At 68.0% G+C, this 20,930-nt stretch carries 20 protein-coding genes and 3 pseudogenes; 6 read left to right on the forward strand and 17 right to left on the reverse strand.

The window, feature by feature from the left end:
* Positions 1-103: 103 nt before the first annotated feature.
* From IO33_RS0132265 to IO33_RS51370, 3 genes are read right to left on the reverse strand one after another with little or no spacing between them, the layout of a single operon-like run.
* On the reverse strand, positions 104-535 hold the full coding sequence (locus IO33_RS0132265; protein WP_031171559.1) for a PRC-barrel domain-containing protein: 432 nt from the start codon (positions 533-535) through the stop codon (positions 104-106).
* Entirely contained in the window at positions 532-1,137 is a 606-nt protein-coding gene (locus IO33_RS0132270) for a PRC-barrel domain-containing protein (RefSeq protein ID WP_031171561.1), read from the reverse strand. Before IO33_RS0132270 ends, IO33_RS0132265 begins: the two co-directional genes overlap by 4 nt.
* Positions 1,134-1,280, reverse strand: coding sequence for a hypothetical protein (locus tag IO33_RS51370; RefSeq protein ID WP_167349488.1), 147 nt, complete (start codon positions 1,278-1,280; stop codon positions 1,134-1,136). Before IO33_RS51370 ends, IO33_RS0132270 begins: the two co-directional genes overlap by 4 nt.
* 149 nt (positions 1,281-1,429) lie before the next feature.
* On the opposite strand from IO33_RS51370, the pseudogene IO33_RS44655 reads away from it, so the two are divergent.
* Positions 1,430-2,122 (forward strand): annotated as a pseudogene (locus IO33_RS44655) (amino acid transporter); the annotation flags it as partial.
* 58 nt (positions 2,123-2,180) lie between these two features.
* Here IO33_RS44655 and glgX read toward each other — a convergent pair.
* From glgX to IO33_RS54215, 3 genes are all read right to left on the reverse strand, one after another.
* Positions 2,181-4,274, reverse strand: a complete 2,094-nt coding sequence (gene glgX / locus IO33_RS0132285) for a glycogen debranching protein GlgX (protein ID WP_031171566.1) — start codon at positions 4,272-4,274, stop codon at positions 2,181-2,183.
* Between the two features lie 271 nt (positions 4,275-4,545).
* Complete coding sequence (locus IO33_RS0132290) at positions 4,546-4,995, reverse strand: helix-turn-helix domain-containing protein (RefSeq protein ID WP_157857947.1); 450 nt, start codon at positions 4,993-4,995, stop codon at positions 4,546-4,548.
* Between the two features lie 35 nt (positions 4,996-5,030).
* Positions 5,031-5,537 (reverse strand): STAS domain-containing protein, encoded by a 507-nt coding sequence (locus tag IO33_RS54215; protein ID WP_078963986.1) that lies wholly within the window; start codon positions 5,535-5,537, stop codon positions 5,031-5,033.
* 188 nt (positions 5,538-5,725) lie between these two features.
* Here IO33_RS54215 and IO33_RS51375 point away from each other — a divergent pair, with 188 nt between their 5' ends.
* Together IO33_RS51375 and IO33_RS0132300 are read left to right on the forward strand one after the other, a co-directional pair.
* Complete coding sequence (locus IO33_RS51375; RefSeq protein WP_167349489.1) at positions 5,726-5,902, forward strand: hypothetical protein; 177 nt, start codon at positions 5,726-5,728, stop codon at positions 5,900-5,902.
* A 53-nt stretch (positions 5,903-5,955) separates the two neighbouring features.
* Positions 5,956-7,122 (forward strand): AI-2E family transporter, encoded by a 1,167-nt coding sequence (locus tag IO33_RS0132300; RefSeq protein WP_078963987.1) that lies wholly within the window; start codon positions 5,956-5,958, stop codon positions 7,120-7,122.
* 12 nt (positions 7,123-7,134) lie between these two features.
* On the opposite strand, the gene IO33_RS0132305 is transcribed toward IO33_RS0132300, so the two are convergent.
* From IO33_RS0132305 to IO33_RS54220, 6 genes are all read right to left on the reverse strand, one after another.
* Positions 7,135-7,917: a phosphatase PAP2 family protein gene (locus IO33_RS0132305; RefSeq protein ID WP_031171573.1), complete on the reverse strand. Its 783-nt coding sequence runs from the start codon at positions 7,915-7,917 to the stop codon at positions 7,135-7,137.
* The gene (locus IO33_RS0132310) at positions 7,918-8,871 is read right to left on the reverse strand and encodes a YihY/virulence factor BrkB family protein (protein WP_031171575.1); all 954 of its coding nucleotides are present in this window, start codon (positions 8,869-8,871) and stop codon (positions 7,918-7,920) included.
* Positions 8,872-10,647 carry a bifunctional phosphatase PAP2/diacylglycerol kinase family protein gene (locus IO33_RS0132315; RefSeq protein WP_031171577.1) on the reverse strand — a complete coding sequence of 592 codons (1,776 nt, stop codon included), beginning with the start codon at positions 10,645-10,647 and terminating at the stop codon, positions 8,872-8,874.
* A 163-nt stretch (positions 10,648-10,810) separates the two neighbouring features.
* A complete protein-coding gene (locus IO33_RS48055) occupies positions 10,811-11,113 on the reverse strand; it encodes an XRE family transcriptional regulator (protein WP_245235937.1) in 303 nt (100 codons plus the stop codon).
* Positions 11,114-11,824: 711 nt separating this feature from the next.
* Complete coding sequence (locus IO33_RS0132320; protein WP_031171580.1) at positions 11,825-13,366, reverse strand: bifunctional phosphatase PAP2/diacylglycerol kinase family protein; 1,542 nt, start codon at positions 13,364-13,366, stop codon at positions 11,825-11,827.
* Positions 13,363-13,890 (reverse strand): sigma factor-like helix-turn-helix DNA-binding protein, encoded by a 528-nt coding sequence (locus IO33_RS54220; protein ID WP_078963988.1) that lies wholly within the window; start codon positions 13,888-13,890, stop codon positions 13,363-13,365. The genes IO33_RS0132320 and IO33_RS54220 overlap by 4 nt, the downstream gene beginning before the upstream one ends.
* A 234-nt stretch (positions 13,891-14,124) precedes the next feature.
* Here IO33_RS54220 and IO33_RS0132325 point away from each other — a divergent pair, with 234 nt between their 5' ends.
* Positions 14,125-15,333, forward strand: a complete 1,209-nt coding sequence (locus tag IO33_RS0132325; protein ID WP_031171581.1) for a phospholipase D-like domain-containing protein — start codon at positions 14,125-14,127, stop codon at positions 15,331-15,333.
* 135 nt (positions 15,334-15,468) lie between these two features.
* Here the strand turns inward: IO33_RS0132325 and IO33_RS52865 are convergent.
* The 5 genes and pseudogenes from IO33_RS52865 to IO33_RS0132345 all read right to left on the reverse strand — a co-directional run.
* Positions 15,469-16,138: pseudogene (locus tag IO33_RS52865) on the reverse strand (glycogen debranching enzyme); the annotation flags it as partial.
* A 71-nt stretch (positions 16,139-16,209) separates the two neighbouring features.
* On the reverse strand, positions 16,210-16,731 hold the full coding sequence (locus tag IO33_RS52870; RefSeq protein ID WP_342448359.1) for a hypothetical protein: 522 nt from the start codon (positions 16,729-16,731) through the stop codon (positions 16,210-16,212).
* Positions 16,732-16,966: 235 nt separating this feature from the next.
* A complete protein-coding gene (locus IO33_RS0132340) occupies positions 16,967-17,371 on the reverse strand; it encodes an STAS domain-containing protein (protein WP_051927101.1) in 405 nt (134 codons plus the stop codon).
* Positions 17,372-17,592: 221 nt separating this feature from the next.
* A pseudogene (locus IO33_RS48070) lies at positions 17,593-17,952 on the reverse strand (transposase); the annotation flags it as partial.
* Positions 17,953-18,098: 146 nt separating this feature from the next.
* Positions 18,099-18,584, reverse strand: a complete 486-nt coding sequence (locus IO33_RS0132345) for a MarR family winged helix-turn-helix transcriptional regulator (protein ID WP_031171588.1) — start codon at positions 18,582-18,584, stop codon at positions 18,099-18,101.
* A gap of 161 nt (positions 18,585-18,745) precedes the next feature.
* Here IO33_RS0132345 and IO33_RS0132350 point away from each other — a divergent pair, with 161 nt between their 5' ends.
* Together IO33_RS0132350 and IO33_RS0132355 are read left to right on the forward strand one after the other, a co-directional pair.
* Complete coding sequence (locus tag IO33_RS0132350; protein ID WP_031171593.1) at positions 18,746-19,906, forward strand: PP2C family protein-serine/threonine phosphatase; 1,161 nt, start codon at positions 18,746-18,748, stop codon at positions 19,904-19,906.
* A 145-nt stretch (positions 19,907-20,051) separates the two neighbouring features.
* Positions 20,052-20,930, forward strand: coding sequence for an STAS domain-containing protein (locus tag IO33_RS0132355; RefSeq protein ID WP_031171595.1), 879 nt, complete (start codon positions 20,052-20,054; stop codon positions 20,928-20,930).

A 20,930-nucleotide genomic window follows, 5' to 3' on the forward strand; every position in this document is an offset into this window, starting at 1 on the left:
CAGCGACACGGTTGCCGTCAACGACCGGCTCGCCGATTCCGCTGACCGCCGACCTGGTGCGCGCCGTCGCTGGTCCGACCAGCGGCGACGAGCGTGAACCTCGTCAAACGGAGTCGACGCGTACCACGACGGCGTAGGAGCCGAGACCGATGAGGCGGTCTCCGGAGATGTCGCCGAGAGCTGTGTACAGCGTGCGGATGTGTCCGGTCGTGTCGTCGAAGGCGATGTCCTTGACAGTACCGTGGGCGGTGCCGTCCTCGGTCAGGACGGAGTGTCCGATCGCCTCTTGGTGAGCAGGGAACGTGTTGTGATCGGGATCGGTGGCGGCGCGGGAGTGCACGATGACGGCGTCCCGTCCCATCCCTTCGATCGCGTCCCAGGCGATGGTCGTAGCGTGCTTCGGGGCTCCGGAGAGGTGAAGGCAGGCGACGCTCCTGGTGTGCGCGTCGATGGTCAGGCCTTCCACTCGTCCAAGCGGTTCGGCCTCTTCCGCGGTGATCACGGGAAGGCCCTGGGCCTGGGTGAACAGCATCATGCCTGGCCTCCTTCTCCGAGAGCGGCCGTGCCGGCGTACGGCTCGGCGGTGTGCGTGCGGAAGGCTTCGACCTGGGCGCTGAAGCTGGGCAGGTCGTCGGCGACGAAGTGGCGGGCGTGCGAGGGGGCCACCAGGGCCTGTCCGGAGACGGCCAGTGTCTCTCCGCGTGGGATGAACACCTTCTGCTCCTGGTCGTCCAGGTTCGCGTCGGCGGCGATCTCAAAGCCGATCACCCGTCCACTGCTGCCGGCCTCGATCACGACATCCAGGACCGTGCCGATCTCCGTCCCCTGATCCGTGAGGACGGGCGCGCCGATGACCTGGCCGTGTGCGGCTTCGCCGGCTCCCACGACCAAGTCCCGCTTCTCCAGGACCGCCTCACTGAGAATCATCACGGCGGACGGTCCGATGGCGTGTACTTCGGAGAAGGGCAGGCTCTCTTTGAGGGGGCCGGCCAGCAGGCCGCGCCCGCTCAGGGTGAAGCCGGTGATCCGTCCCGCCTGAGCGTCGAAGACGGTGTCCCGGATCTGTGCGACGGCTTCGCCGCCCAGCGTCACGACCACCCGCTTGGTCAGTTCCGAGGCCAGCATGAGCGTGTTCACTGCGGACCCTCCCGACTGGGCCGGTTGCCCGTACGTACCGCGATCACCGTGCCGCTGCGGCGTCTGGCCTGAACCGCCAACGTCGCGGCGGTGAGCAAGCCCACCGCCGCGATGAGGAAGATCACCCAGCTCCACCACTCCATCGCCGACCTCCTCCTACCGTCCGTCTTTGCCGTTGACTGTCGTTCTGTCCGGCGGTCCCCGGGCTATCCGCTTGCCCGCAGTACGGGTTCGCACGCCTTCCGCGGTAGGAGTCGGCGGACCAGGTCACCCCTGGGAGTGACTCCGCCGCATGTCCGGCTTCGAGACCGGAGTTGCTGTGATGCCCCAGGTCCAGGCTGATCCGTCGGACACATATGAGGAGCCCGAGGGCCGCATCCGCGAGACCCGTCGGCTACTCACCACGGCCGCCGTCACCATGAGCTGCCTGCTCCTGCTGTCCCGTCTGACGACGGTGATCCTCATCCCCGCAGGACGCCTTCAAGAGCGGCGGACCGGCCAACGGCCGCGCGCTCGCCTACCTGGCGCACCAGTACCTCGGGGAAGCGAGCGGCACGGTGTACGACGTCTCGACCATCGCCATCCTGTGGTTCGTTGGAGCGTCCGCGCTCGCCGGCCTGCTGAACCTCGTCCCGCGGTATCTCCCGCGCTACGGCATGGCTCCCGAATGGACGCGGGCGGTCCGCCCGCTGGAGCTCGTTTTCACGGCGGCGGCCGTGTGCACACCGTTTGGTTCCATGCCAACGCGGACAAGCAGAGCGGCGCGTACGCGACCGGCATGCTGCTGCTGTCTGCGTCGTTCGCTGCCACGGTCGCGGCTCGCCGTCGATGCCACCGTTGGGCGACCGTCGCCTCCGCGGTCATCACCGCTGTTTTCGGCTACACCCTGGTCGCCGACGTGGTCGAACGGCCCGGCGGTACCAAGATCGCGGCGATCTTCATCCTGGCGATCCTGGCCACGTCCTTCGGCTCGCGTGCCGCGAGGTACTGCGCCGCGCCCAGCGGGACCCGGAGCGACGGCCGCGGGTCCACGTGAGCTGAGTTCAGCTGTCCTGATGGGCCCGGAGGGCGAGCATGGAGCGGCCCTCGACCTCCACCTCGCTGCCGCCCTTGATCAGCGGCCGGTACTCGGTGTACGGGATCGCGGTGTCCACCTCCACCGCCCACCACGGATCGAGCCCGTCGGGAACGGTGAAGCCGAGAGCCTGGCTGTGGGCGTTGAAGAGCAGGAGGAACGAGTCGTCCTCCACCCGCAGGCCCCGCAGGTCCGGTTCCGTGATGGCCCTGCCGTTGAGATGGACCATCAGGGACCTGGCGAAACCCGTGTCCCAATCGGTGTCGGTCATCTCCCGCCCGGCAGGGGTGAACCAGGTGATGTCCTGCACCGCCTCGCCGGATGCCCGCGCCGCCCGCCCCCTGAAGAACCGTCGCCGACGGAAGACCGGGTGCTCGCGGCGCAGGGAGATCAGTTTGCGGGTGAAGTCGAGCAGCTCGCTGCCTTCGGTGACCTGTGCCCAGTCGATCCAGGTCAGTTCGTTGTCCTGGCAGTAGGCGTTGTTGTTGCCGCGCTGGGAGCGGCCGAGTTCGTCACCGTGCAGCAGCATGGGTACGCCCTGGGAGAGCAGCAGGGTGGCGAGGAGGTTGCGCTGCTGGCGGACGCGGAGGGCGAGAATGCCGCGATCGTGGATGGGGCCTTCGGCGCCGCAATTCCACGAGCGGTTGTGGTCCTCGCCGTCGCGGTTGCCCTCGCCGTTGGCCTCGTTGTGCTTGCCGTTGTACGAGACGAGGTCGCGCAGGGTGAAGCCGTCGTGGGCGGTGACGAAGTTGACCGAGGCGTAGGGCCGGCGGCCGTCGTTCTGGTACAGGTCGGAGGAGCCGGTGAGGCGGGAGGCGAATTCACCGAGCGTTCCGCCCTCGCCGCGCCAGAAGTCGCGTACGGTGTCGCGGTACTTGCCGTTCCACTCGGTCCACAGCGGCGGGAAGTTGCCGACCTGGTAACCGCCGTCGCCGACGTCCCAGGGCTCGGCGATGAGCTTCACCCGGGAGATCACCGGGTCCTGCTGGACGAGGTCGAAGAACGACGACAGCCGGTCCACCTCGTGGAACTGCCGGGCCAGGGTGGCGGCCAGGTCGAAGCGGAAGCCGTCGACGTGCATCTCGGTCACCCAGTACCGCAGCGAGTCCATGATCAGCTGCAGGGTGTGCGGGTGGTTCATCCGCAGGCTGTTGCCCGTGCCAGTGGTGTCCCAGTAGAAGCGCGAGTCCTTTGGGGACAGGCGGTAGTACGCCGCGTTGTCCAGTCCCCGCAGCGACAGCACGGGCCCGAGGTGGTTGCCCTCGGCGGTGTGGTTGTAGACGACGTCGAGGATGACCTCGATCCCCGCCTCGTGCAGGGCCTTGACCATCGAGCGGAACTCCTGCACCTGTTCGCCCCGCTGCCCGGACGAGCAGTAGGCGTTGTGCGGGGCGAAGAAGCCGATGGTGTTGTACCCCCAGTAGTTGGACAGCCCCCGCTCCACCAGCGCGTGGTCCTGGACGAACTGATGGACCGGCATCAACTCCACCGCGGTGACACCCAGCTTGACGAAGTAGTCGAGCATGGCCGGGTGCGCCAGTGCGGCGTACGTGCCGCGCATCGCCTCCGGTATCGCCGGGTGCGTCTTCGTCATGCCCTTCACATGGGCCTCGTAGATGACGGTCTCGTGATACGGGGTGTGCGGTGGGTGATCGTTGCCCCAGTCGAAGAAGGGGTTCACCACCACCGACTTCGGCGCGTACGGCGCCGAGTCGAGGTCGTTGCGCCGGCCGGGAGCGTCGAAGTGGTAGGGGAACAGTGCCTCATTCCACTCGACCTCGCCCTCGATCGCCCTGGCGTAAGGGTCGAGCAGCAGCTTGCCCGGGTTGCAGCGCTGACCACGCTCGGGCCGGTACGGGCCGTGGACGCGGAACCCGTAGCGCCGGCCCGGGCCGACGTCCGGCAAGTAGATGTGGTGGACGAAGCCGTCCACTTCCTTCAATGGGACGCGCTCCTCGGCGCCGTCCTCATCGAAGAGGCAGAGCTCTACGCGCTCCGCCACTTCGGAGAACACCGCGAAGTTCGTCCCCACACCGTCGAAGGCCGCGCCCAAGGGCGACATCTGTCCCGGTCGCGGGCCTACCTCGGTGCTTTCCTGCCAGATACGCACGTCACGCCCCTCCCCAACACGGACGGTGGGCAGCCCCGCCTTGTTCGTTCCCTTTTGCCCTCGTCCCCGGTGAGCATGCGCATGGCGCGCCCCGTACGACCAAGGATGACGAGTATGACGTCGCAGCACATCGTTGACGTACGTCCAAGGGAGGCGCCTGAGTGACGGAGTCTGCTTTCCAGGGCCACGGTGGGACAGGCGGGTCTTGAGCGGCCCTTGTCGATCAGAGCGGCGAGCGGCTGCGCGGCACTCGCGTCAAGGGGCTCACAGCTCCGTACAGCTGGTTGAACACGTCCCGCAGTACCGGGCGGTCCGGTGGCGCGGCGGTCACCAGTGTCTGTTCCAGAAGTTGCCGACGGCGCTGACGCGTCGCTTCGAGCACACACTGTCCGGCGCCGGTGACAGAGAACTCGCCGGACGGGAGCCGCCGAGCCAGCGTGCGCTGAGCCAAGTGGTCGAGCAAACGGGTTGCCCACATGGCGCTGACACATAGGTCCTTGGCAATGCGATCAGGATCGGTTGGCTCGGTGCCCAGGGCGAGCAGAACGCGCATCTGCTCCTCGGAAACCGTGGGAGCGACGTCCTCATGGGCTCGCTTCCACAAGTTGATCATCGCTTCGGCGGCGTGTTCCGCAGCAGGGCTCGCTTCGGCACGTTCGGGTTCCACTGACATGGCTTCCCCTTTCCTCGACGCCGTTGCGTACGCGTTTACCCGACCGAAGGACCGTCAGCCCCGTCTATGTGTTCGAAAATGCTATGAGCTGGGGCGGGAGGTGAATAGTATGCAGAATCGGTCGGTCGTCCGGGTGATGCGGTCCTCGTTCGAAGGTCGGCATTTCCCTCGTTCCCCGAATTGTTGTCACGGCGGCTCGCAAGGTCCGTCATGGCGTCTTCCGTAGCGTCGTAGACGTCAAGAATCCTATCGACGCCGGTGAGCTTCAGCAGCTGTCGTGGCTGCACCTGCACCCTCGCCAGCGCCAACCTCGCACCGGTCTCATGTGCATGCCGACGGGCCGCCAGAAGGGCATTCAGCCCAGCCGAATCGCAAAATGGGACACCAGCGAGGTCTAGCACGATGAACCGTGCGCCAGAATCGATGAGGTTCAAGAACTCGGTTCGAAACATCGGTCCGGTCAGGCAATCCATGTCGCCACTGAAGGAAGCCATTAGACAGTGGCCGGCGTGGGTCTTCCTGACCGAAGGAACACTGGACATCCGACGTCCTCCCCGCCATCCTTCACGGTACGCAGGTCGCACCCGTGAAGCACTTTCTGCCCTAAATGTCTCCGCCCAACCGCGACGGTGCCGACGCGACTCGGCATCTCACAGCCGGTGTGAGTTGCCAGGTGCTGGGAATTCGCAGTGCAGTGCACCACGGACGTCACCCGTCTAGGAGACAAACCATGCTGGCCATTGTTTCTGCTGTCCTGTTCTTCTTCGCCTTTTTGATCAACGCGGCGGATATCACGACCAACCACACCTTCACCTCGACCAACGTCATGCTCCTTGGCCTCACCGTTCTGGCCCTGCACCTCGCGGGACTGGGAGGCGGCTGGACTGTCCGCGGTCGCAGGCGCTGAAGATTGCCGTGGCTCTGAGAAGACCGTCTGACGCGCGCCGAGGAGGGCTGCTCATGACACGCATCTACGCCGCCCGCGCACGCCGGCGTGGGCGGGCGGCGAACGGAGCGGTACGGGGAACCCGGGCCGCTGCCAGGGAGTCAGGCGTCGGCGGGCAGGGGAGGAGAGGACTCGGAACCATCCGGCCACGACCCGTTGAACGCAGCGGGTCGTGGCTGCGGGCCGGCTTCGCTCTGGGACTCGGTGGGACTCTGGCCTGGCTGCTGGTGCACACCGTTCTGCAGATCGGACAGCTGCTGTCATTGTTCTTGGCGGCCGTCTTCATCGCGATCGGTCTGGAGCCGTTGGTCGCCCTCCTGAGCAGGCATCGCGTACGTCGCGGCTGGGCGGTTCTGGTCGTTCTTCTCGCATCCCTGCTGTGCCTGTCGGGGTTCGTCGCGCTGATTGCTCAGCCGGTCACGGATGAGATCAACTCGTTGGTCAAGGCGATTCCGAAGTGGCTGACGCAGCTGCATGACAGACACACTGCCCTCGGCCATCTGGAAGACCGCTACCACCTGATCTCCAAGGTCCGCAAAGCTCTGGCCTCCGGCGGCTCGAGTGTGCTCGGCGGGCTGCTGGGAGCGGGGAGGATGGTACTCAGTCTGGTCACATCGGCCGTCATCGTCGTGGTCGTGACCATCTACCTGATGGTCGCCCTGCCCGAGATCAAGCAGTTCGGATTCCGCTTCGTCGCCGCGAGCAGGCGCGCGCGGGTCGAGACGGTGACGGACGAGATCCTGACCCGGACGGGCCGGTTCATGCTGGCCAACCTCGCGACGTCGGGCATCGCCGGGCTCGCGACCTTCGCCTGGTGCGCGGCCATCGGTGTCCCCTATCCGGCCGCCCTGGGCTTCTTCGTGGCGCTGATGGACCTGATCCCGGTCGTCGGGTCGACGGTGGCCGGGGTAGCCGTGAGCCTGGTCGCCCTGTCGGTTTCCCTGCCGGTCGCGGGTGCCACAGCCGGCTTCTACGTGGGCTTCCGACTGGCGGAGGACTACCTGATCATGCCCCGCGCGATGAAGTATGCCGTCGACGTGCACCCGGTGGTCACGGTCGTGGGCGTCCTCGTCGGCGGCGCTCTGCTGGGCATCATCGGTGCTCTGGTCGCGGTACCGGCTGCCGTTGCCATCGGCATCCTGCTGGACGAGTACGTATTCCCCCGCACCGACGCATCCTGACCGCCCGAGTCCCTACCAGCGTGACCGGCCCGGCTCAGGCGTGGCTTCTGCGAGTTCGGGTTCCAGGCCCTCGCTCACCGGGGGGTGCCCCAGACCGGCTTCGATACGCCACGCTTCGAAGGCCCAGGTGGTGAGGGCGACGACGGCCAGGCCGAGAAGCCAGCCGCCCAGGACGTCGCTGAACCAGTGCACACCGAGGGCGACTCTGGTCAAGCCGACGCCGAGCACGCTGAACACGGCGACGCCCCAGCAGGCAGTCCGCCACACCCTCGGTACCAGGGGCAGGAGCACCAGGATGAGGATGGCGAAGGACGTGGTGGCCGTCATGGCGTGGCCGGACGGGAAGGAGTAGCCCGGGGCGTGCGCCACCGGGTCCCGCAGAGCCGGTCGGTCACGTTCCACCACCGCCTTGACCAGCAAGCCGATCAGCCCGCCGGCCACGGCGGTCACCATCGCCCAGGCGGCCAGGCGCCACGCCCTGCGGTGCAGCAGCCAGGCGGTCAGGACTCCGACGGCCAGGCGGAGAGTGACGGGGGCCCAGACCCGGTCGGACAGCAGGTGCAGGACGCCGGTCCAGGACGGGTGGCGGACGGCGACTTCGTGCAGGCGTTGCGCGGCGCCGATGTCGATGCGCCGCAAGGGCGCCCACCGCCCCTCGACCAGTACCAGGATCAACGCGAAGGGCACCGCGGCCACAGCGGCGACGACTGTCGAGGCGAGCAGCCGCGCGCCGAACCTACGATCGGCCTGTCGGCGACGTTCACGAAGCTGCCGTAGGGCGGTCAGCGTGCCCATTCAGACTCCTGGATCTTCTTGGACGGGGCCGGGACGCCGGCCGCGTGTCGCTTCCAGCTGGGCGGCGAAGGACAGTCCGAGGAACAGGGCTATCGAGGTCAAGTAGGCCCACAACAGCAGCGACATGAAGGCGCTCAGCGGGCCGTAGATGGTGTCGAAGGAGCCGCTGAGCTTGAGGTAGAGGCTCAGCAGCCAGGTCAGTGTCATCCACAGCACCAGGTACACGGCCGCACCGAAGGCGAGCCAGGTGTAGCCGGGCTGCCTACGGCGGGGAGAGCGGCGGAAGACGGCGCTCGCGGAGATCAACGCCAGCAGCAGCCCGAACGGCCAGCGCAGGATGTCCCAGTCCCTCTGGGCGTGGCCGCCGAGGTGGTAGACCGTGACCGCCGCCGAGGCCAGGTCGTCGCCGGCGACCATGGCGACGAACCCGAGGCCGAGCGGAAGACCGGCGCTGACGGACATCACCAGGCCGCGCAGGTACTTGTGGTGGAAGGGGCGATCGCGTTCGTTGCCGTAGATCCGGTTGGCGCCACGTTCGATCTGGCCCATGGCGGTGGTGACGTTGACCAGGGAGAACGCGGCGCCGAACCAGAGGGCGACCTCTGCGCCGCCGCCCGACGTGCGGCGACTGCGGTCGAGCGCGTCGTCGACGACGCCGGCGCTGGGACCCTGTGCCATCCGGTGGATCGTCAGTTCGGCGAGCCGGCCGACATTCTCGGTGTGGAGGGTGGTGGACAGACCGACGAAGGCGATGACCAGGGGGACCACCGCGAGTACCGTCTGCAGGGCGAGAGCCCGGGCGTGACTGAAGCCGTCGGCGTAGCGGAAGCGGATGAAGGCATCGCGCAACAGCGACCAGCCGCCGTAACGGCGCAGCGCGGCCCAGGCCTCGTCGGCGGACAGTTCTTCTCCGCTCATGTCCCGTGTCTCCGGGACCTTGGTGGCGGTACCCATTCATTCCCCCCGTGCCGGCAGCAGCATGGTCAGCGCGCCCGGCCTGACCTCTGCGGTCAGGCGGCGGCCGCATGCTATGGGGTCGCCGTCGAGTTCGCGGGGCTGTGGGTCGTCGAAGATGATCTCGGCACGCTGGAAGGCGAAGAACTCCACGGGTGCGCCGTCCGTGCGGCCGTTCTGTGCGGGAACCGTGGCCGCGGCTGACGGTGGTTCCATGGTTCTGCCGCGCAGGAGCGCCCATACGGCGCGCGTCCAGCCGCTGGTCCCTCGTGGGTCCAGGATCAGCAGGTTGAGCCGTCCGTCGTCGGGGCGGGCACCCGGGAGCAGCGTCATACCGCCCTGTACGGTGCTGATATTGCCGAGGAGCACCATGCGAGCCGTACGGCGCAGGGCCGGCGCGTCGTCGAGGCGGATGCTCACCCTCATCCGGGGGGCGCGCAGCACGTGGAGAAGTGCCACGGCGTAGGCGGGCCAGCCCAGAACGGCTTTGGTGCGGTCGCTGCGATTGGCACGCTCCAGCATCGCGGCGTCGAGGCCGGCGCCGCACATGGCGGCGAAGTGTGTGGCGGCCAGGCCGTCGCCGTCGATGCGGCCGAGGTCGACGCGGTGCGTCGTACCGCGCAGCGCGGCATCGAGGGCGTCGGCAGGGGACAGCGGCAGGCCGAGGTTGCGGGCGAGGAGGTTGCCGGTTCCGCAGGGCACCAGGACGAGCGGGACCTCGCTGCCCGCCAGGGCGTCGGCAGCAGCCCGAAGTGTGCCGTCGCCGCCGCAGACCACCACGAGCACGGCACCTTGGCGGACAGCGTCGGCGGTCTGGCCACCCCCTGGGTCGTCGGCGGAGGTCTCCTTGAATACCGGTGCGTCATAGCCGTGTCGTTCCAGGACCCGGCGCAGGGCGTCACGGTCGGTCCGGTCGGTGACGGTGGGATTGAAGATCACGGCGGCGTGACCGGGCGGCCGCCCCGCGCGGTCGGCGACGGCGGGAAGCGGGGAGGCGGCGGCGGGGAGCGGGGAGGCGGCGGGCGGAGCAGTCACGAATCCGTCCGTGAGCAGGGGGCGTCCGACGATCAGCAGGGACAGGCAGCCGTTCACGAGCCCGCCCACGACATCGGTGGGGTGGTGCATGCCCCGGTACAGTCGGGCGAGGCCCACCGCGACGGGCACGAGGAACAGCAGGCCGGCCATGACTCTCCGCCAAGGACCGCGCAACCGGGACAGCACCAGCACCGCCAGGCCCCCATAGAGTGCCGTGGCCGCACCGGTGTGACCGGAGGTGTAACTGGAGGTGGGCAGCGAGCCGTCGAGACGGTGCACGTCCGGACGGTGGCGGTCGACCGCCACCGTGATGACCAGGAAGACCAGCGACTGCAAGGACACGGCGACAGCGAGGAAGGCGGCCTGCCGCCACATCGGCAGCCTGGGGATCAGGATCAGGCCCAGACAGCTCAACAGAGTCACGGTGATCACCGTCGGGGTGTTGCCGGCCTCCGACGTGACCGAGGACAACGCGGTGAGAGAGCCGGTGCGCATCCGCTCGAAGGCCTCGTCGACCTTGTCCTCGACCGTCAGAGGCCACAGACCATGGGCGGGGCCGGTGATCAGCAGGCCGATGCCCACCATCAACGTCGCCTGACAGGCGGTCAGCGCGCCGATCCATCCAGCGGACCAGCCGATTCCGTGCGGCACTGCGGAATGGCCGCTCCTGGCGACGCCGGGGCGGTGTCCAGGTCTTTCACCGGGCAGCTCGGCAGGTGTCCCCGATACAGCGGTCGGCATCCGTACCCCCTGATCACGTCTCTCGGCATGTCCGGCCGGAGGGCATCCTCTGGCTCACCGCCGTATGCCCGCTCAGCTCCGAAGCAGGCAGGCCCAAGTCCGGCCCACTCCCTGGTTCAGCAGTGCAATGCGCGGCGTCCAAAGCAGAGTTCGGCAGCCCGTATCAGTGAGCCCCCCGAGCTGGTGCCCTACGACCGCCGGCGTGCTGTCGCAGCCTCCGCGCTGCGGAAGCCGCCTTCGACTTGACCGAGGGGTGTGCGCCTCCCAGAACCGCTGACAGCGGCAAGCAGAGCGCGCGGGCGAGTTCCCGCAGTTCGTCGTCGGTGGGATGGATAGGGCCGTTGGCGCCGTCTTCTGCGAACGCTTTGACCCGAGGGGTACGAATGCCGGTCTGCTCGGCGATGGCCTGGGCTGTCAGGTGGCGGCGGCGCATCGTCTGCTGGATCAGTTGCGCGAGGTCGTCCATCTTCTCTGTCCCGTCCGGTCGGCCACATGAGGCCCGGCTTGTGCGGATCGTGCAGCCGCTGCCGCCGATTCCCGTGGCGCCCTGATTCGCTGGGTCGTCCCAGCCTGGTGTGGTTTTGCTGTGATGACGCGTTTACCCTCAGCACTCGGCAAAACGCCACGGTCACCCGAACGGTTGAGGCCAGCGATCCACGTCACTAGGGCATGACTCATCAAGACCGGCCCAGTTGCTGGTCCAAGGCGCCATGTGCCGCCGAGGTCGTTTTGGATGCCCTCCTACGCTGGCGTCAGGTGCACGCAAGCACAGGCTCTCAGCGCTCAGTGCGGCAAACGGACGTGCGTGCGGCGCGCTGGCACCGCATCCACCAGGCTGCTGGATGTGTCGCGGCGTGCGAAGGCTGCTCCAAGGCGGAGGCGTTGGCCTGGCTGCAAGCCGTCAGTGCGCGTGACGGACTGTCGTTGCTCGAAGAGGCTGACGGCCTCCTGCAGCCCCGCACCGAGCCAGAGCTTGGGCTACCGAGGCAGGACAGTCGAGCCGCCGAGACTGTCTGCCGCGCGTAGCGCGTTTCGCCTGCCTGGCGTGGCCGACCTGGGCGGATGACCCATCCCCTCAGATCCCGTGGGGCCGGCCAGCTCCGCCCGAGGACGCCCCACCGATGCACCGATGGTTTACACGTCCTGCAGCTTGCAGGCGCGAGTCACAGGCTTGTGTTCATGGGGCGGCGAGCGAGTAGCCGGGGTGGTCGTCCGCAGCCGGGCGGTACACGGTCAACGCCTCGTCGAGCTTGTCGAGGACGAGGGCAGGAGGCGCGTCGGTCACCTCGCCGTCGTAGGCCATGCAGGCTTCTTCGGGCAGGCCGGAGATCACGAGACGCTTCGGCGTCGCCGCTGCGTAGAACGGTGTCCTCGCCAGTCGACCGACGCAGGCTGCTGCCAGCAGGCGGGTGCGGGCGAAACGGCCGGCATGGGCAACGCGCACGTCGAGCATGCCGTCGGCCAGGTCGTGGCGTCGGACCGGGGCGATGCCGACGCTACGGTACACACCGTTCCCAGCGAAGAGCAGCCACAGCGACCGGCGGTGTCCGTTCACCTCGACCTGTAGCGGACCGGCCTGGCGCAGAATCCGCATGACGCCGAGGATGGTGGCTGGCGGTCCGCCGATCCTGGGGGACCATCGTTCGCGCAGCCGTACCAGTTCCGGATAGACGCCGATGCTGAAGGTGTTGAGGAAGTAGGCCGGATCGACGTCGTCGCCCACCGCCTGCAGAGGCCTGATCCGGCCGACGTCGGCACGGACGGCCTGGCCTTGCACCACCGCGGTGCAGGCGTCGGCTACTGTGTCGACGCCGAGGTCGGCGGCGAAGTGGTTGAACGTACCGCCGGGGAGCACCATGAGAGGCACGCCGACTGCGAGCGCGGCCGCCGCAGCGGCGTTCACGGTGCCGTCGCCACCGCACACGCCCAGCGCGCCGCCGCGGTTAGCAGCCTCCCGGGCGGCCTTGGCGAGCACCTTGGACAGAGGCCCGGAGGCATCGTCGTAGAGCACGACCTCGGCCCGCGGCAGCATCGCTCTCAACTGCTTGATGGGGTCGGCGAGCTGGGGCTGACTGCCGGAGGACGGGTTGACGACGACGGTCAACCCCTCCCCGTCGGGAAGCGCGGGTACGTCCGCCCGTGGCCTGGCCGGCGGAGGCATCTGCGAGCGGGACGGCACCAGGCCGCGCACCGCATAGGCTGCGCCTACCCCGAGAGCCGCGCCGGCAAGGACATCGCCTGGACAGTGGACGCCGGTGTAGACGCGGGAGAAGGCAACTGATGCTGCCAGCGGCGCCAATGCGGCACCCAGCTGCGGTGCCTCCAGGGCGATCCCGGCTACGAACGCGGCGGCCGAGGCGGCGTGCCCGGAGGGAAAGGAACTTGTGAAGGGCTGGCGGGGCAGATGCCGGACGACCGGGAGGGCATCCAGTATGGGCCTGGCCCGGCCGACGGAGCGTTTGCCGACGGTGTTCACCGTGATGGAGGCCAGCGCCAGTGAGGTCATCCCGCGGACGGCGGCGCGACGGCCGCGCACGCCCCCGAGAACCCACACACCAAGAGCGACCCCTCCCCACAGCAGACCGTGGTTGGCGCTCCGGCTCAGCCTCGGCAGCACCGTTTCGGCTGCTGGCCACTCGCGCGCTGCCACGCTCTGGAACAGCGACTGGTCGACGGCGCGCAGGAGCCTCCCGATGCGATCCCGGGCTCGATCACTCATGGACCCCCCTTACCCCCAACTGCGTGCCTCGCACCCGTTCCCACTGCGGTTCGCGTCACTCGGCCTCCGCCGAGGGCGCCTTCCGTGCAGGCACCGCGCCCGGGAGCGGGCAAACGCCCGCTCCCGGCGGCACGCAGCCGGGCCGTCTCGGACGCCCCCGGCGCACAGGCCGTCTGGCTGCTTTCCGAACCAACGTGGCCTGTCGTCCGTGTACCCCTGGCACAGAAGGCCAGGTGTCGGTTCACTCTTCCGGCGCTGCCTCGTCTGGGGCCGCCCAGAAGGCGGACGCGCTCCATTCCGTCAGCGAGTGAACCAGAGGCGTGCATCTGGGTGAGACCGAGCTCGGCGGCGATCTCGCGCTGCGTCATGTCGTTGCTGAACCTCATGGCGAGGATCTTTCGATCGCGCTTCGGCAGTGCTGCGACCACCGGCTTCAGAGCCGTCAGGGCCTCGCACACCTCGAGGTCGTGATCCTCGAAGCCGACGTGGTCGGCAAGAGCGGGCTGTGGCCGGCCCCGGTGCATGTCGGGCCAGGGACAGGACCGTCGAGTGATCGGTCAGCAGACTCGTCATGGCTCTCGCCCTTCATCCAGGGTCTTCGGGGGATCGCCCCTGATCTCCGGGATCGCGGAAATCGCGGGCAGAGCCACGATCGAGCCGCCGCCGACATGCGGCGGTGCCCGCCGGGCATGTTGCTTCTCAGGCCCCAGCAGCAGTCCTCAACGATTCGTCCTCGTGGGTCGAATGGGAGATACGGCGTGATCCTCGACGGCAAACCGGCAGCCCCGGCGCATGGCACCGCATCCGACGCGGCGCTACGCAAACAACGACTGCGCCGTCGGCTCGAGCGGCTGATCGGGGTGGCCGCCACCGAAGGCAACGACCTCGTTCCCCTGCGCAACGGCGATGAGATCTTCCCCGCGATGCTCAGGGCGATCCATTCGTCCCGGTACACGATCGACATGATGACGTTCGTGTACTGGCGTGGTCAGATCGCCCGGGACTTCGCCTTCGCTCTCGCCGACCGCGCCCGGGCGGGGGTGCGAGTCAGGTTGCTGCTGGACGGCTTCGGCGCCAAGGAGATCGAACAGCAACTGCTCGATCTCATGTGCACGGCAGGCGTCCAGGTGGCCTGGTTCCGCAAGCCCGTCTGGCTGTCGCCGTTCAAGCAGAACCACCGCTGCCACCGCAAGGCTCTCGTCGTCGACGAGCACACCGCATTCACCGGCGGTGTCGGCATCGCGGAGGAATGGTGCGGCGACGCCCGCAACCCGGCGGAGTGGCGCGACACTCACGTCCAGGTGCGCGGACCAGCCGTGGACGGCATCGCGGCCGCGTTCGCGCAGAACTGGGCTGAGTGCCACGACGAGCTCTACGACGACCGTGACCGTTTCATCGAGCACCCGCAGGCCGGCTCATCGGTCGTCCAGGTCGTACGCGGTTCCGCCAGCATCGGCTGGCAGGACATGCAGACCCTCATCCGCGTCATGCTCACCTCCGCAGAGGAACGCTTCCGCCTCGCCACCGCCTACTTCGCACCCGACACCTACTTCATCGACCTGCTGTGCCAGACCGCCCGCCGAGGGGTACGGGTGGAGATCCTGCTTCCGGGCCCACACACCGACCAGCGCGCCTGCCAGCTCGCCGGCCAACATCACTACACACGTCTGCTGGAAGCAGGTGTGCACGTCCGTCAGTACCAGCCGACCATGATGCACGCCAAGATCATCACCGTGGACTCGGTCGCCGCCCTGATCGGGTCCACCAACTTCAACCGCCGTTCCATGGATCACGACGAGGAGGTCATGCTCGCCGTCCTGGACGAGACGTTCACCGCCGAACTGGATCGCGACTACGACGCGGACCTCCTGCGCAGCGTCGACATCGACCTCACTCGATGGAGACGGCGGAAGCTACTTCAGCGCGTCGAGGAGGCCGCCGTCACCCCGATCCACCGCTTCCTGTGATCGGACGGATGCCAGGTCAGACCCTGCCAGAGGTCGACTCGCCGCCTTCGGCCGCCGACGTCCATGACGGATGCGTATGGCAGGAGTGGCGTCGAGTGGTAGGCGGGTTCCGCACCAGGCCCTGCTGCGGGAGGGCTACGACGTGCGGCGCAGCACGACTGAGCGGTGTGGCTCCAAGGTCGTGGCCGCCTGCGCTTTGAGTTCGGTCTCGTCGGCGCCCTGGGGCTGCGCAGTGTCGCCCGGACTGTCTTCATGTCTGCGCGTGTTGTGCCTCGGGGAGCGTGAAGTCCACGTTTGCGGCACAGGCGTTGAACAGCAGCAGAAGGGAGTCGTCCTGGACCTTTTGACCCAGCGGGTCCGGTTCAGTGATGGCATCCCCGTTGAGGTAAAGGCCGACGGCATGGGCGTCCGGTCGTGCCCAGTCGTCCTCGTTCATCCTCCATAGGCCGGAGTCCTGCTCGGCCAGTGACCGGTCGACCCACGACAGCGGACCGTCCTGGCAGCAGGCGTTGTTGTTGCCGCGTTGGCTTCGACCTGATTCGTCGCCGTGGGCGAGCATCGGGATGCCCTGGGCCACCAGGAGGGTGGTCAGGAAGTTGCGTTGCTGCCTGGCTCGCAGGGCCAGCACGGCGGAGTCGTCGGTGTCGCCCTCGGTACCGCAGTTCCCCGAACGGTTGCGGTTCTCGCCGTCCTCGTTGTTCTCACTGTTCGCCTCGTTGTGCTTGTCGTTGTACGACACGAGGCCACGCAGAGTGAAGCCGTCGTGGGCGACGACGAAGTTGACCGCCGCGCAAGGAGGCGCCCGTCATCGTGGAGGTCGCGCGAGGCGGTGGCGCAGGGAGTCCATGATGAGCTGCAGCACGTTGGGGTGGCGCATCAGCAGGGAGTTGCCGGTGCGCGATGCCGGCCTCGTGCTGTGTAGGTGCCGCGGAGTTCCTCTGGGACATCGGGACGGGGTGGTGAGGCCCTTGACGTGTGCCTCGTAGACGACCGTCTCGTGCCAGGGCCGGTCCGGCGGCCGGTCCTGGCCCAGCCGGAGGCGGAGTTGACCACGACGGAGTGTGCTTGGTGTGCCGCGCTGTCGTCGTGGTTCGGCTCGTCGGGCGCGTCCAGCTGGTAGCCGAACAGTGACAGGTCCTGATCCACAGTGCCGTCGATCGCTCGCGCGCAGGGGCCCAGCAGGAGCTTGTCGGGGTTGCAGCGGTGTCCCGCGGCGGGGTCGCAGGGGCCGGGGACGCGATAGCCGTAGAGCTGTCCCGGCTGCACGTCTGGCACGTACCCGTGCCAGACGTGACCCGCGCGCTCGGTCACCTCCAGCCTGCGCTCGGTGCCGCCGTGGTCGAGGAGGCACAACTCCACAGGGCCGGCGACCCGTGATTGGTCATGAAGCATAAGCATGTCTAGCCCGGTCACATCGGAATACGTCCTTCAGTAAGGCGTGCACTGTCCGGGTGAGGGTGTCGATAATCTATGGAGGACTGGCGGGTATTGCGCAGCCCAGACACTGGGCGACGAGTCGCCGCGTCGCAAGCCAGGAGCTTCTCGAACAGGCGCTGGGGACTGCTGCACCTGATCGAGTGCCTTGCCGTGGCTGGCTGGCCCGTCGTCGCCCTCTTGGTAAGGACTTCATCGTCTATCGAGCCGCCTCGCCCGCCACGGTGTTCACGGCATCACCGCCTTGACCGAGGAGGGCCTCGCAGGCTGCGTCCGCGCTGTCGAATATCCGGCAGCTCATGCCGACGCCGGTCAGATCGAGAAGACGTCGTACCACTTGACTGGGGGCGGCCAGGGACACGGATCCGTCGATGTTACGCACCTCGTTGGCGGCCCGGATGATGACGCCCAGCCCAGAGGAGTCCATGAACGGCACTTCCGCCAAGTCCAGCACCAGATGACGTCGTCCGTGCACTGCCTGGCCGGCGAGTTGGTGCTGCAGGACGAGGCCAGTGTCGACGTCCAGCTCCCCATAGACGGTGATGATCGCGGCGTCGGAGCCGATCACGGACACCTCGACACTCAGACCTGCTGGTTCGGTCACAAGCTCTCCTCGAACGGGCTCTACACGGGCAGCAGCTCTGTTACCCCGCCCGGCTACCTTCATCCATGGACCCACCGAGGATGTTGCCGCCGCCGCAGGAGGGAGTCGGCGATGACACCCCCACGCGGATGGTCCGCAGGTGGGATCAGGCCCTTAGACGCCATTTCACTTGGTGAGTCCGCGGTGGCACATGAGGGTCGCTGCGACGGAGGTGAAGGCGACGCCTGGCTGTCGTGGAGGTTGGCGGCGGAGATGCCGAGCGACAGGGGTAGGCCCTCGGAGTCGATCGCGCACCGCGACCAGTCGAGCTCACCCCGGGCGCCGAGTTCGTCCAGGACCAGGCGGTGGAGCTTGGCCCACACCCTGGCCTCCGTCCACTCGGTGAACCGTCGGAAGGCGGTGACCCCCGACAGTCCGAACCCGGGCGGGAGTTGGTTCCAGGTGCAGCCCGAGGTGGCCACGAAGGCCCTCTTCAGGCCTGCCGACCAGGCCTTTCGGACTTTGGGGCGTGGCCCACAGTCGACTGCGGGCCGTCTTGGGGTATCCGGGGTCAGGAGGGACCCCAAGGCGTCTGTTGCCATTTGACAATAATGGCCTTAGGGCAAGAAAGTAGCCGTGTCGTGCTGCAGTGGGAAGGATGTGGAATGTTCCGGTGGGCGGAGGTTGCTCCGTGCGCTGGCCACCAATGCCCCGCAGTGTCGGGGAGTCGGGTGGGGCGGTCGTGCGTTCAGGCGCTCCGGTCGTCCGGTTGCTGTGCTTTGTCGTGTATCTGCAGTGCTGCCGCGCGGCAGAATGCCTCGAGACCCTCCCGCAGCGCCGTTCGCTTGCCTGCGGGCATGAGGGCCAGTACCGCCTGCAGCTCCTGCTCCCTGCGTGTGCGAAGGTCGTCCAGGAAGGCTCGGCCCCGGCTGCTCAGGTGCAGCTGTACTTCGCGCCGATTGGCCGCACTGACCACGCGCTCGACGAGGCCGGCGGCCACCAGGCGGTCACACAGTCGGCTGGTGGACGGAGGGGTGGAGGCAAGTGCGTCACTCAGCGTGCGCAGGTTGATACCGTCCTGGTGCTCGAGGGTCAGCAGCACCCGCATCTGGGAGGCGGACGCCGGGGCGGTGGATGCCCGGCCCCACAGGACTTCCAGCAACTCTGCGGCCGTGGCGGTCACACGGGCGACCTCGACGGGTTCCGGGTGGGGGCGGAAAGCAGCCACTGTCACACTCTCGCAGGCACTGGGACGGCCGCCAGCCTACTAGGCGCACGCAGCGGCTACAGAGGGTTTGGACGGTCCGGACGGCTTGGCGCGGCCTCAATCGTACGACCTCGTTGCATGAGCGAGGTCGGTTAAGTGTCCGTCGAAAGATTGGTGTATTTACCATCGTGAACAGATTTGTGGCCGTCGAGCGCGCCCTGCGTACGGCGGCACCCCACGAGTTGCTCGACGCCGTCCGTCGTGTACTGGTTGAGCAGTACGCCGCGGAGTCCGTGGAGCTGTTCATGGCCGACTACGGCCTGACCGTGCTCCAGCCACTGTCGGTGCTGCCACACACCGTGGAGCCGGTGTCCGTGCACAACAGCGTGGTGGGCCGGGCTTTCGGCGCTCAGGAACCGGTCGTCGAATCCAAGGGGGACGGCCGTGTGCGCGTTCACCTGCCGGTCAGCGTGCGCGGGGACCGGCTGGGCGTCCTGGCTGTGGCCTTGCCGGACGACGGCCAGGTGCAGAACCTGCTGGGCGAGCTCATGGACATCGCCGAGGTGCTCGGGCATGAGGTGGTCGTCGCCGAGCGGGACACCGACATCTACCTGCAGGCACGGCGCAAGGACCGGCTCACCCTGGCCGCCGAGATGCAGTGGCAGCTGCTGCCCGGCCGCTCCTGCTCCCGCCCCGAATACGAACTGGGCGCGCAGCTGGAGCCGGCGTACGCGATCTTCGGTGACAACTTCGACTGGTCAGCCACGGCCGACCACCTGATGCTGTACGTCACCAACGGCATGGGCGAGGGCATAGAGGCCTCCCTGCTCACCAACCTGGCCATCAACGCTCTCCGCAACGCGCGGCGTGCCGGGATCGCCATCGACGACCAGGCGGCCTTGGCCGACCAGGCGGTCTACGCCCACTACAGCGGCCGCTGCTACCTGTCGATGCTCATGTTCGACTTCGACCTCGCGACGGGCCGGGCCAAGGTCGTGGACGCGGGCTCGCCCCAGATGCTGCGACTGCGTGACGGCGTTGTAGAACGCGTCACCTTCGAGGCGCAGCTCCCGCTGGGCATGTTCGAGGAGACCGACTATGTGGGCCAGGAGTTCCATGTACAGCCCGGCGATCGGCTCGTCTTCGTCAGTGACGGGGTGTACGCAGTCGCCGACCCCAAGGGCGAGGCGTACGGCGACGCCGCGCTGACCCGGGCGATCCAGGCCACCCGGCTGCTTCCCGCTGCCGAGGTGCCGCGCGCCATCCTCCGGGAGCTCACCGGACACCGCGGCCGGCCCGCCCCCGACGACGACGCCCTCGTCGTCTGCCTCGACTGGCACGGCCGCTGACCGGATCGCGAACCCCTCTCGGCGAGATGTGTCGATCGCGTGTTGGTTGGGTCACGGCCCCGGCGCTAACGTTTGCCATGCGGCAATAATCGGCTCTTGGCAAGTGTGGCCGAGTGACGGCCGCTGGGCCGGTACGAAGGAGACGATGCAGGTGTCGGAGCAAGAGTCGGTCGCATCCACGGCGCGCCAGCTGGGGAGCTTCCTGGAGCGCCGCCGGGAGCAGATCGCTCAACGCTGGGCCGATGCCCCGCTGTTCCGGGCGGTCTTCACCGTTTCGCGCGACGAGGCCGTAGAGGCGTGCAAGGCCGTTGTGGACGCCCTGGCCGACGTGGCGTCGGCCGGGCGGCTGGAGGACATCGAAGCACCCGGTTTTGACAGCGTCCGCGAGCAGCTTGGGAGCATGGCTGGTTCCCGGACCCGCACCGGATCGAGCCCCGCCCAGATCGTGGACGAGGTCGCCGCCCTGCGCACGCCGGTTGCCGAGCTGCTCCGGGCGGATTTCCCGGACTCCTCCGCTCCGGCAATGACTGAGAACCTGCTGGCGCTGACCGCCCTGATGGGCACCTTGCGCCTGGTGGTGATGCGGACGGCGCTCAGTGCGGGGGAGGAGCTGATCGCCCGGCAGCGGCAGCAGCTGCTCGAGGTGGCGACCCCGGTGATCAACCTGTGGGAAGGCGTAGTCGCTGTTCCGCTGATCGGCACGCTGGACAGTGCCCGTAGCCAGGTCGTCATGGAATCCCTGCTGGAGGGCATCGTCACTCAGCGTGCCCGCTATGCCATTCTGGACATCACGGGTGTCCCCACGGTCGACTCGCTCGTCGCGCAGCATCTGATGAAGACGGTCGCCGCGGCCCGCCTGATGGGCGCCGAGTGCATCGTCTCGGGCATCCGTCCGGCCATCGCGCAGACCATCGTGCAGCTCGGCATCGACCTGGGTTCCGTACCCACCCGTGCCTCGCTCGCCGACGCCCTTGCCTACGCCCTCGGTCAGCAGGGCATCGAAGTGTCCCCGAGGGCGGCCTGA

Origin of the sequence: Streptomyces durhamensis, from assembly GCF_000725475.1 — a bacterium.
In the GTDB taxonomy this organism is placed as follows: domain Bacteria; phylum Actinomycetota; class Actinomycetes; order Streptomycetales; family Streptomycetaceae; genus Streptomyces; species Streptomyces filipinensis.

What these genes read in the sequence shown, in the direction of transcription:
- IO33_RS0132265 (WP_031171559.1), bottom strand. Translation starts at nt 535, where the DNA reads ATGATGCTGTTCACCCAGGCCCAGGGCCTTCCCGTGATCACCGCGGAA.
- IO33_RS51370 (WP_167349488.1), bottom strand. Translation starts at nt 1,280, where the DNA reads ATGGAGTGGTGGAGCTGGGTGATCTTCCTCATCGCGGCGGTGGGCTTG.
- glgX (WP_031171566.1), bottom strand. Translation starts at nt 4,274, where the DNA reads ATGTCGCCCTTGGGCGCGGCCTTCGACGGTGTGGGGACGAACTTCGCG.
- IO33_RS0132290 (WP_157857947.1), bottom strand. Translation starts at nt 4,995, where the DNA reads ATGTCAGTGGAACCCGAACGTGCCGAAGCGAGCCCTGCTGCGGAACAC.
- IO33_RS54215 (WP_078963986.1), bottom strand. Translation starts at nt 5,537, where the DNA reads ATGTCCAGTGTTCCTTCGGTCAGGAAGACCCACGCCGGCCACTGTCTA.
- IO33_RS51375 (WP_167349489.1), top strand. Translation starts at nt 5,726, where the DNA reads ATGCTGGCCATTGTTTCTGCTGTCCTGTTCTTCTTCGCCTTTTTGATC.
- IO33_RS0132300 (WP_078963987.1), top strand. Translation starts at nt 5,956, where the DNA reads ATGACACGCATCTACGCCGCCCGCGCACGCCGGCGTGGGCGGGCGGCG.
- IO33_RS0132305 (WP_031171573.1), bottom strand. Translation starts at nt 7,917, where the DNA reads ATGGGCACGCTGACCGCCCTACGGCAGCTTCGTGAACGTCGCCGACAG.
- IO33_RS0132310 (WP_031171575.1), bottom strand. Translation starts at nt 8,871, where the DNA reads ATGGGTACCGCCACCAAGGTCCCGGAGACACGGGACATGAGCGGAGAA.
- IO33_RS0132315 (WP_031171577.1), bottom strand. Translation starts at nt 10,647, where the DNA reads ATGCCGACCGCTGTATCGGGGACACCTGCCGAGCTGCCCGGTGAAAGA.
- IO33_RS48055 (WP_245235937.1), bottom strand. Translation starts at nt 11,113, where the DNA reads ATGGACGACCTCGCGCAACTGATCCAGCAGACGATGCGCCGCCGCCAC.
- IO33_RS0132320 (WP_031171580.1), bottom strand. Translation starts at nt 13,366, where the DNA reads ATGAGTGATCGAGCCCGGGATCGCATCGGGAGGCTCCTGCGCGCCGTC.
- IO33_RS54220 (WP_078963988.1), bottom strand. Translation starts at nt 13,890, where the DNA reads ATGCACCGGGGCCGGCCACAGCCCGCTCTTGCCGACCACGTCGGCTTC.
- IO33_RS52870 (WP_342448359.1), bottom strand. Translation starts at nt 16,731, where the DNA reads ATGCTTATGCTTCATGACCAATCACGGGTCGCCGGCCCTGTGGAGTTG.
- IO33_RS0132355 (WP_031171595.1), top strand. Translation starts at nt 20,052, where the DNA reads ATGCAGGTGTCGGAGCAAGAGTCGGTCGCATCCACGGCGCGCCAGCTG.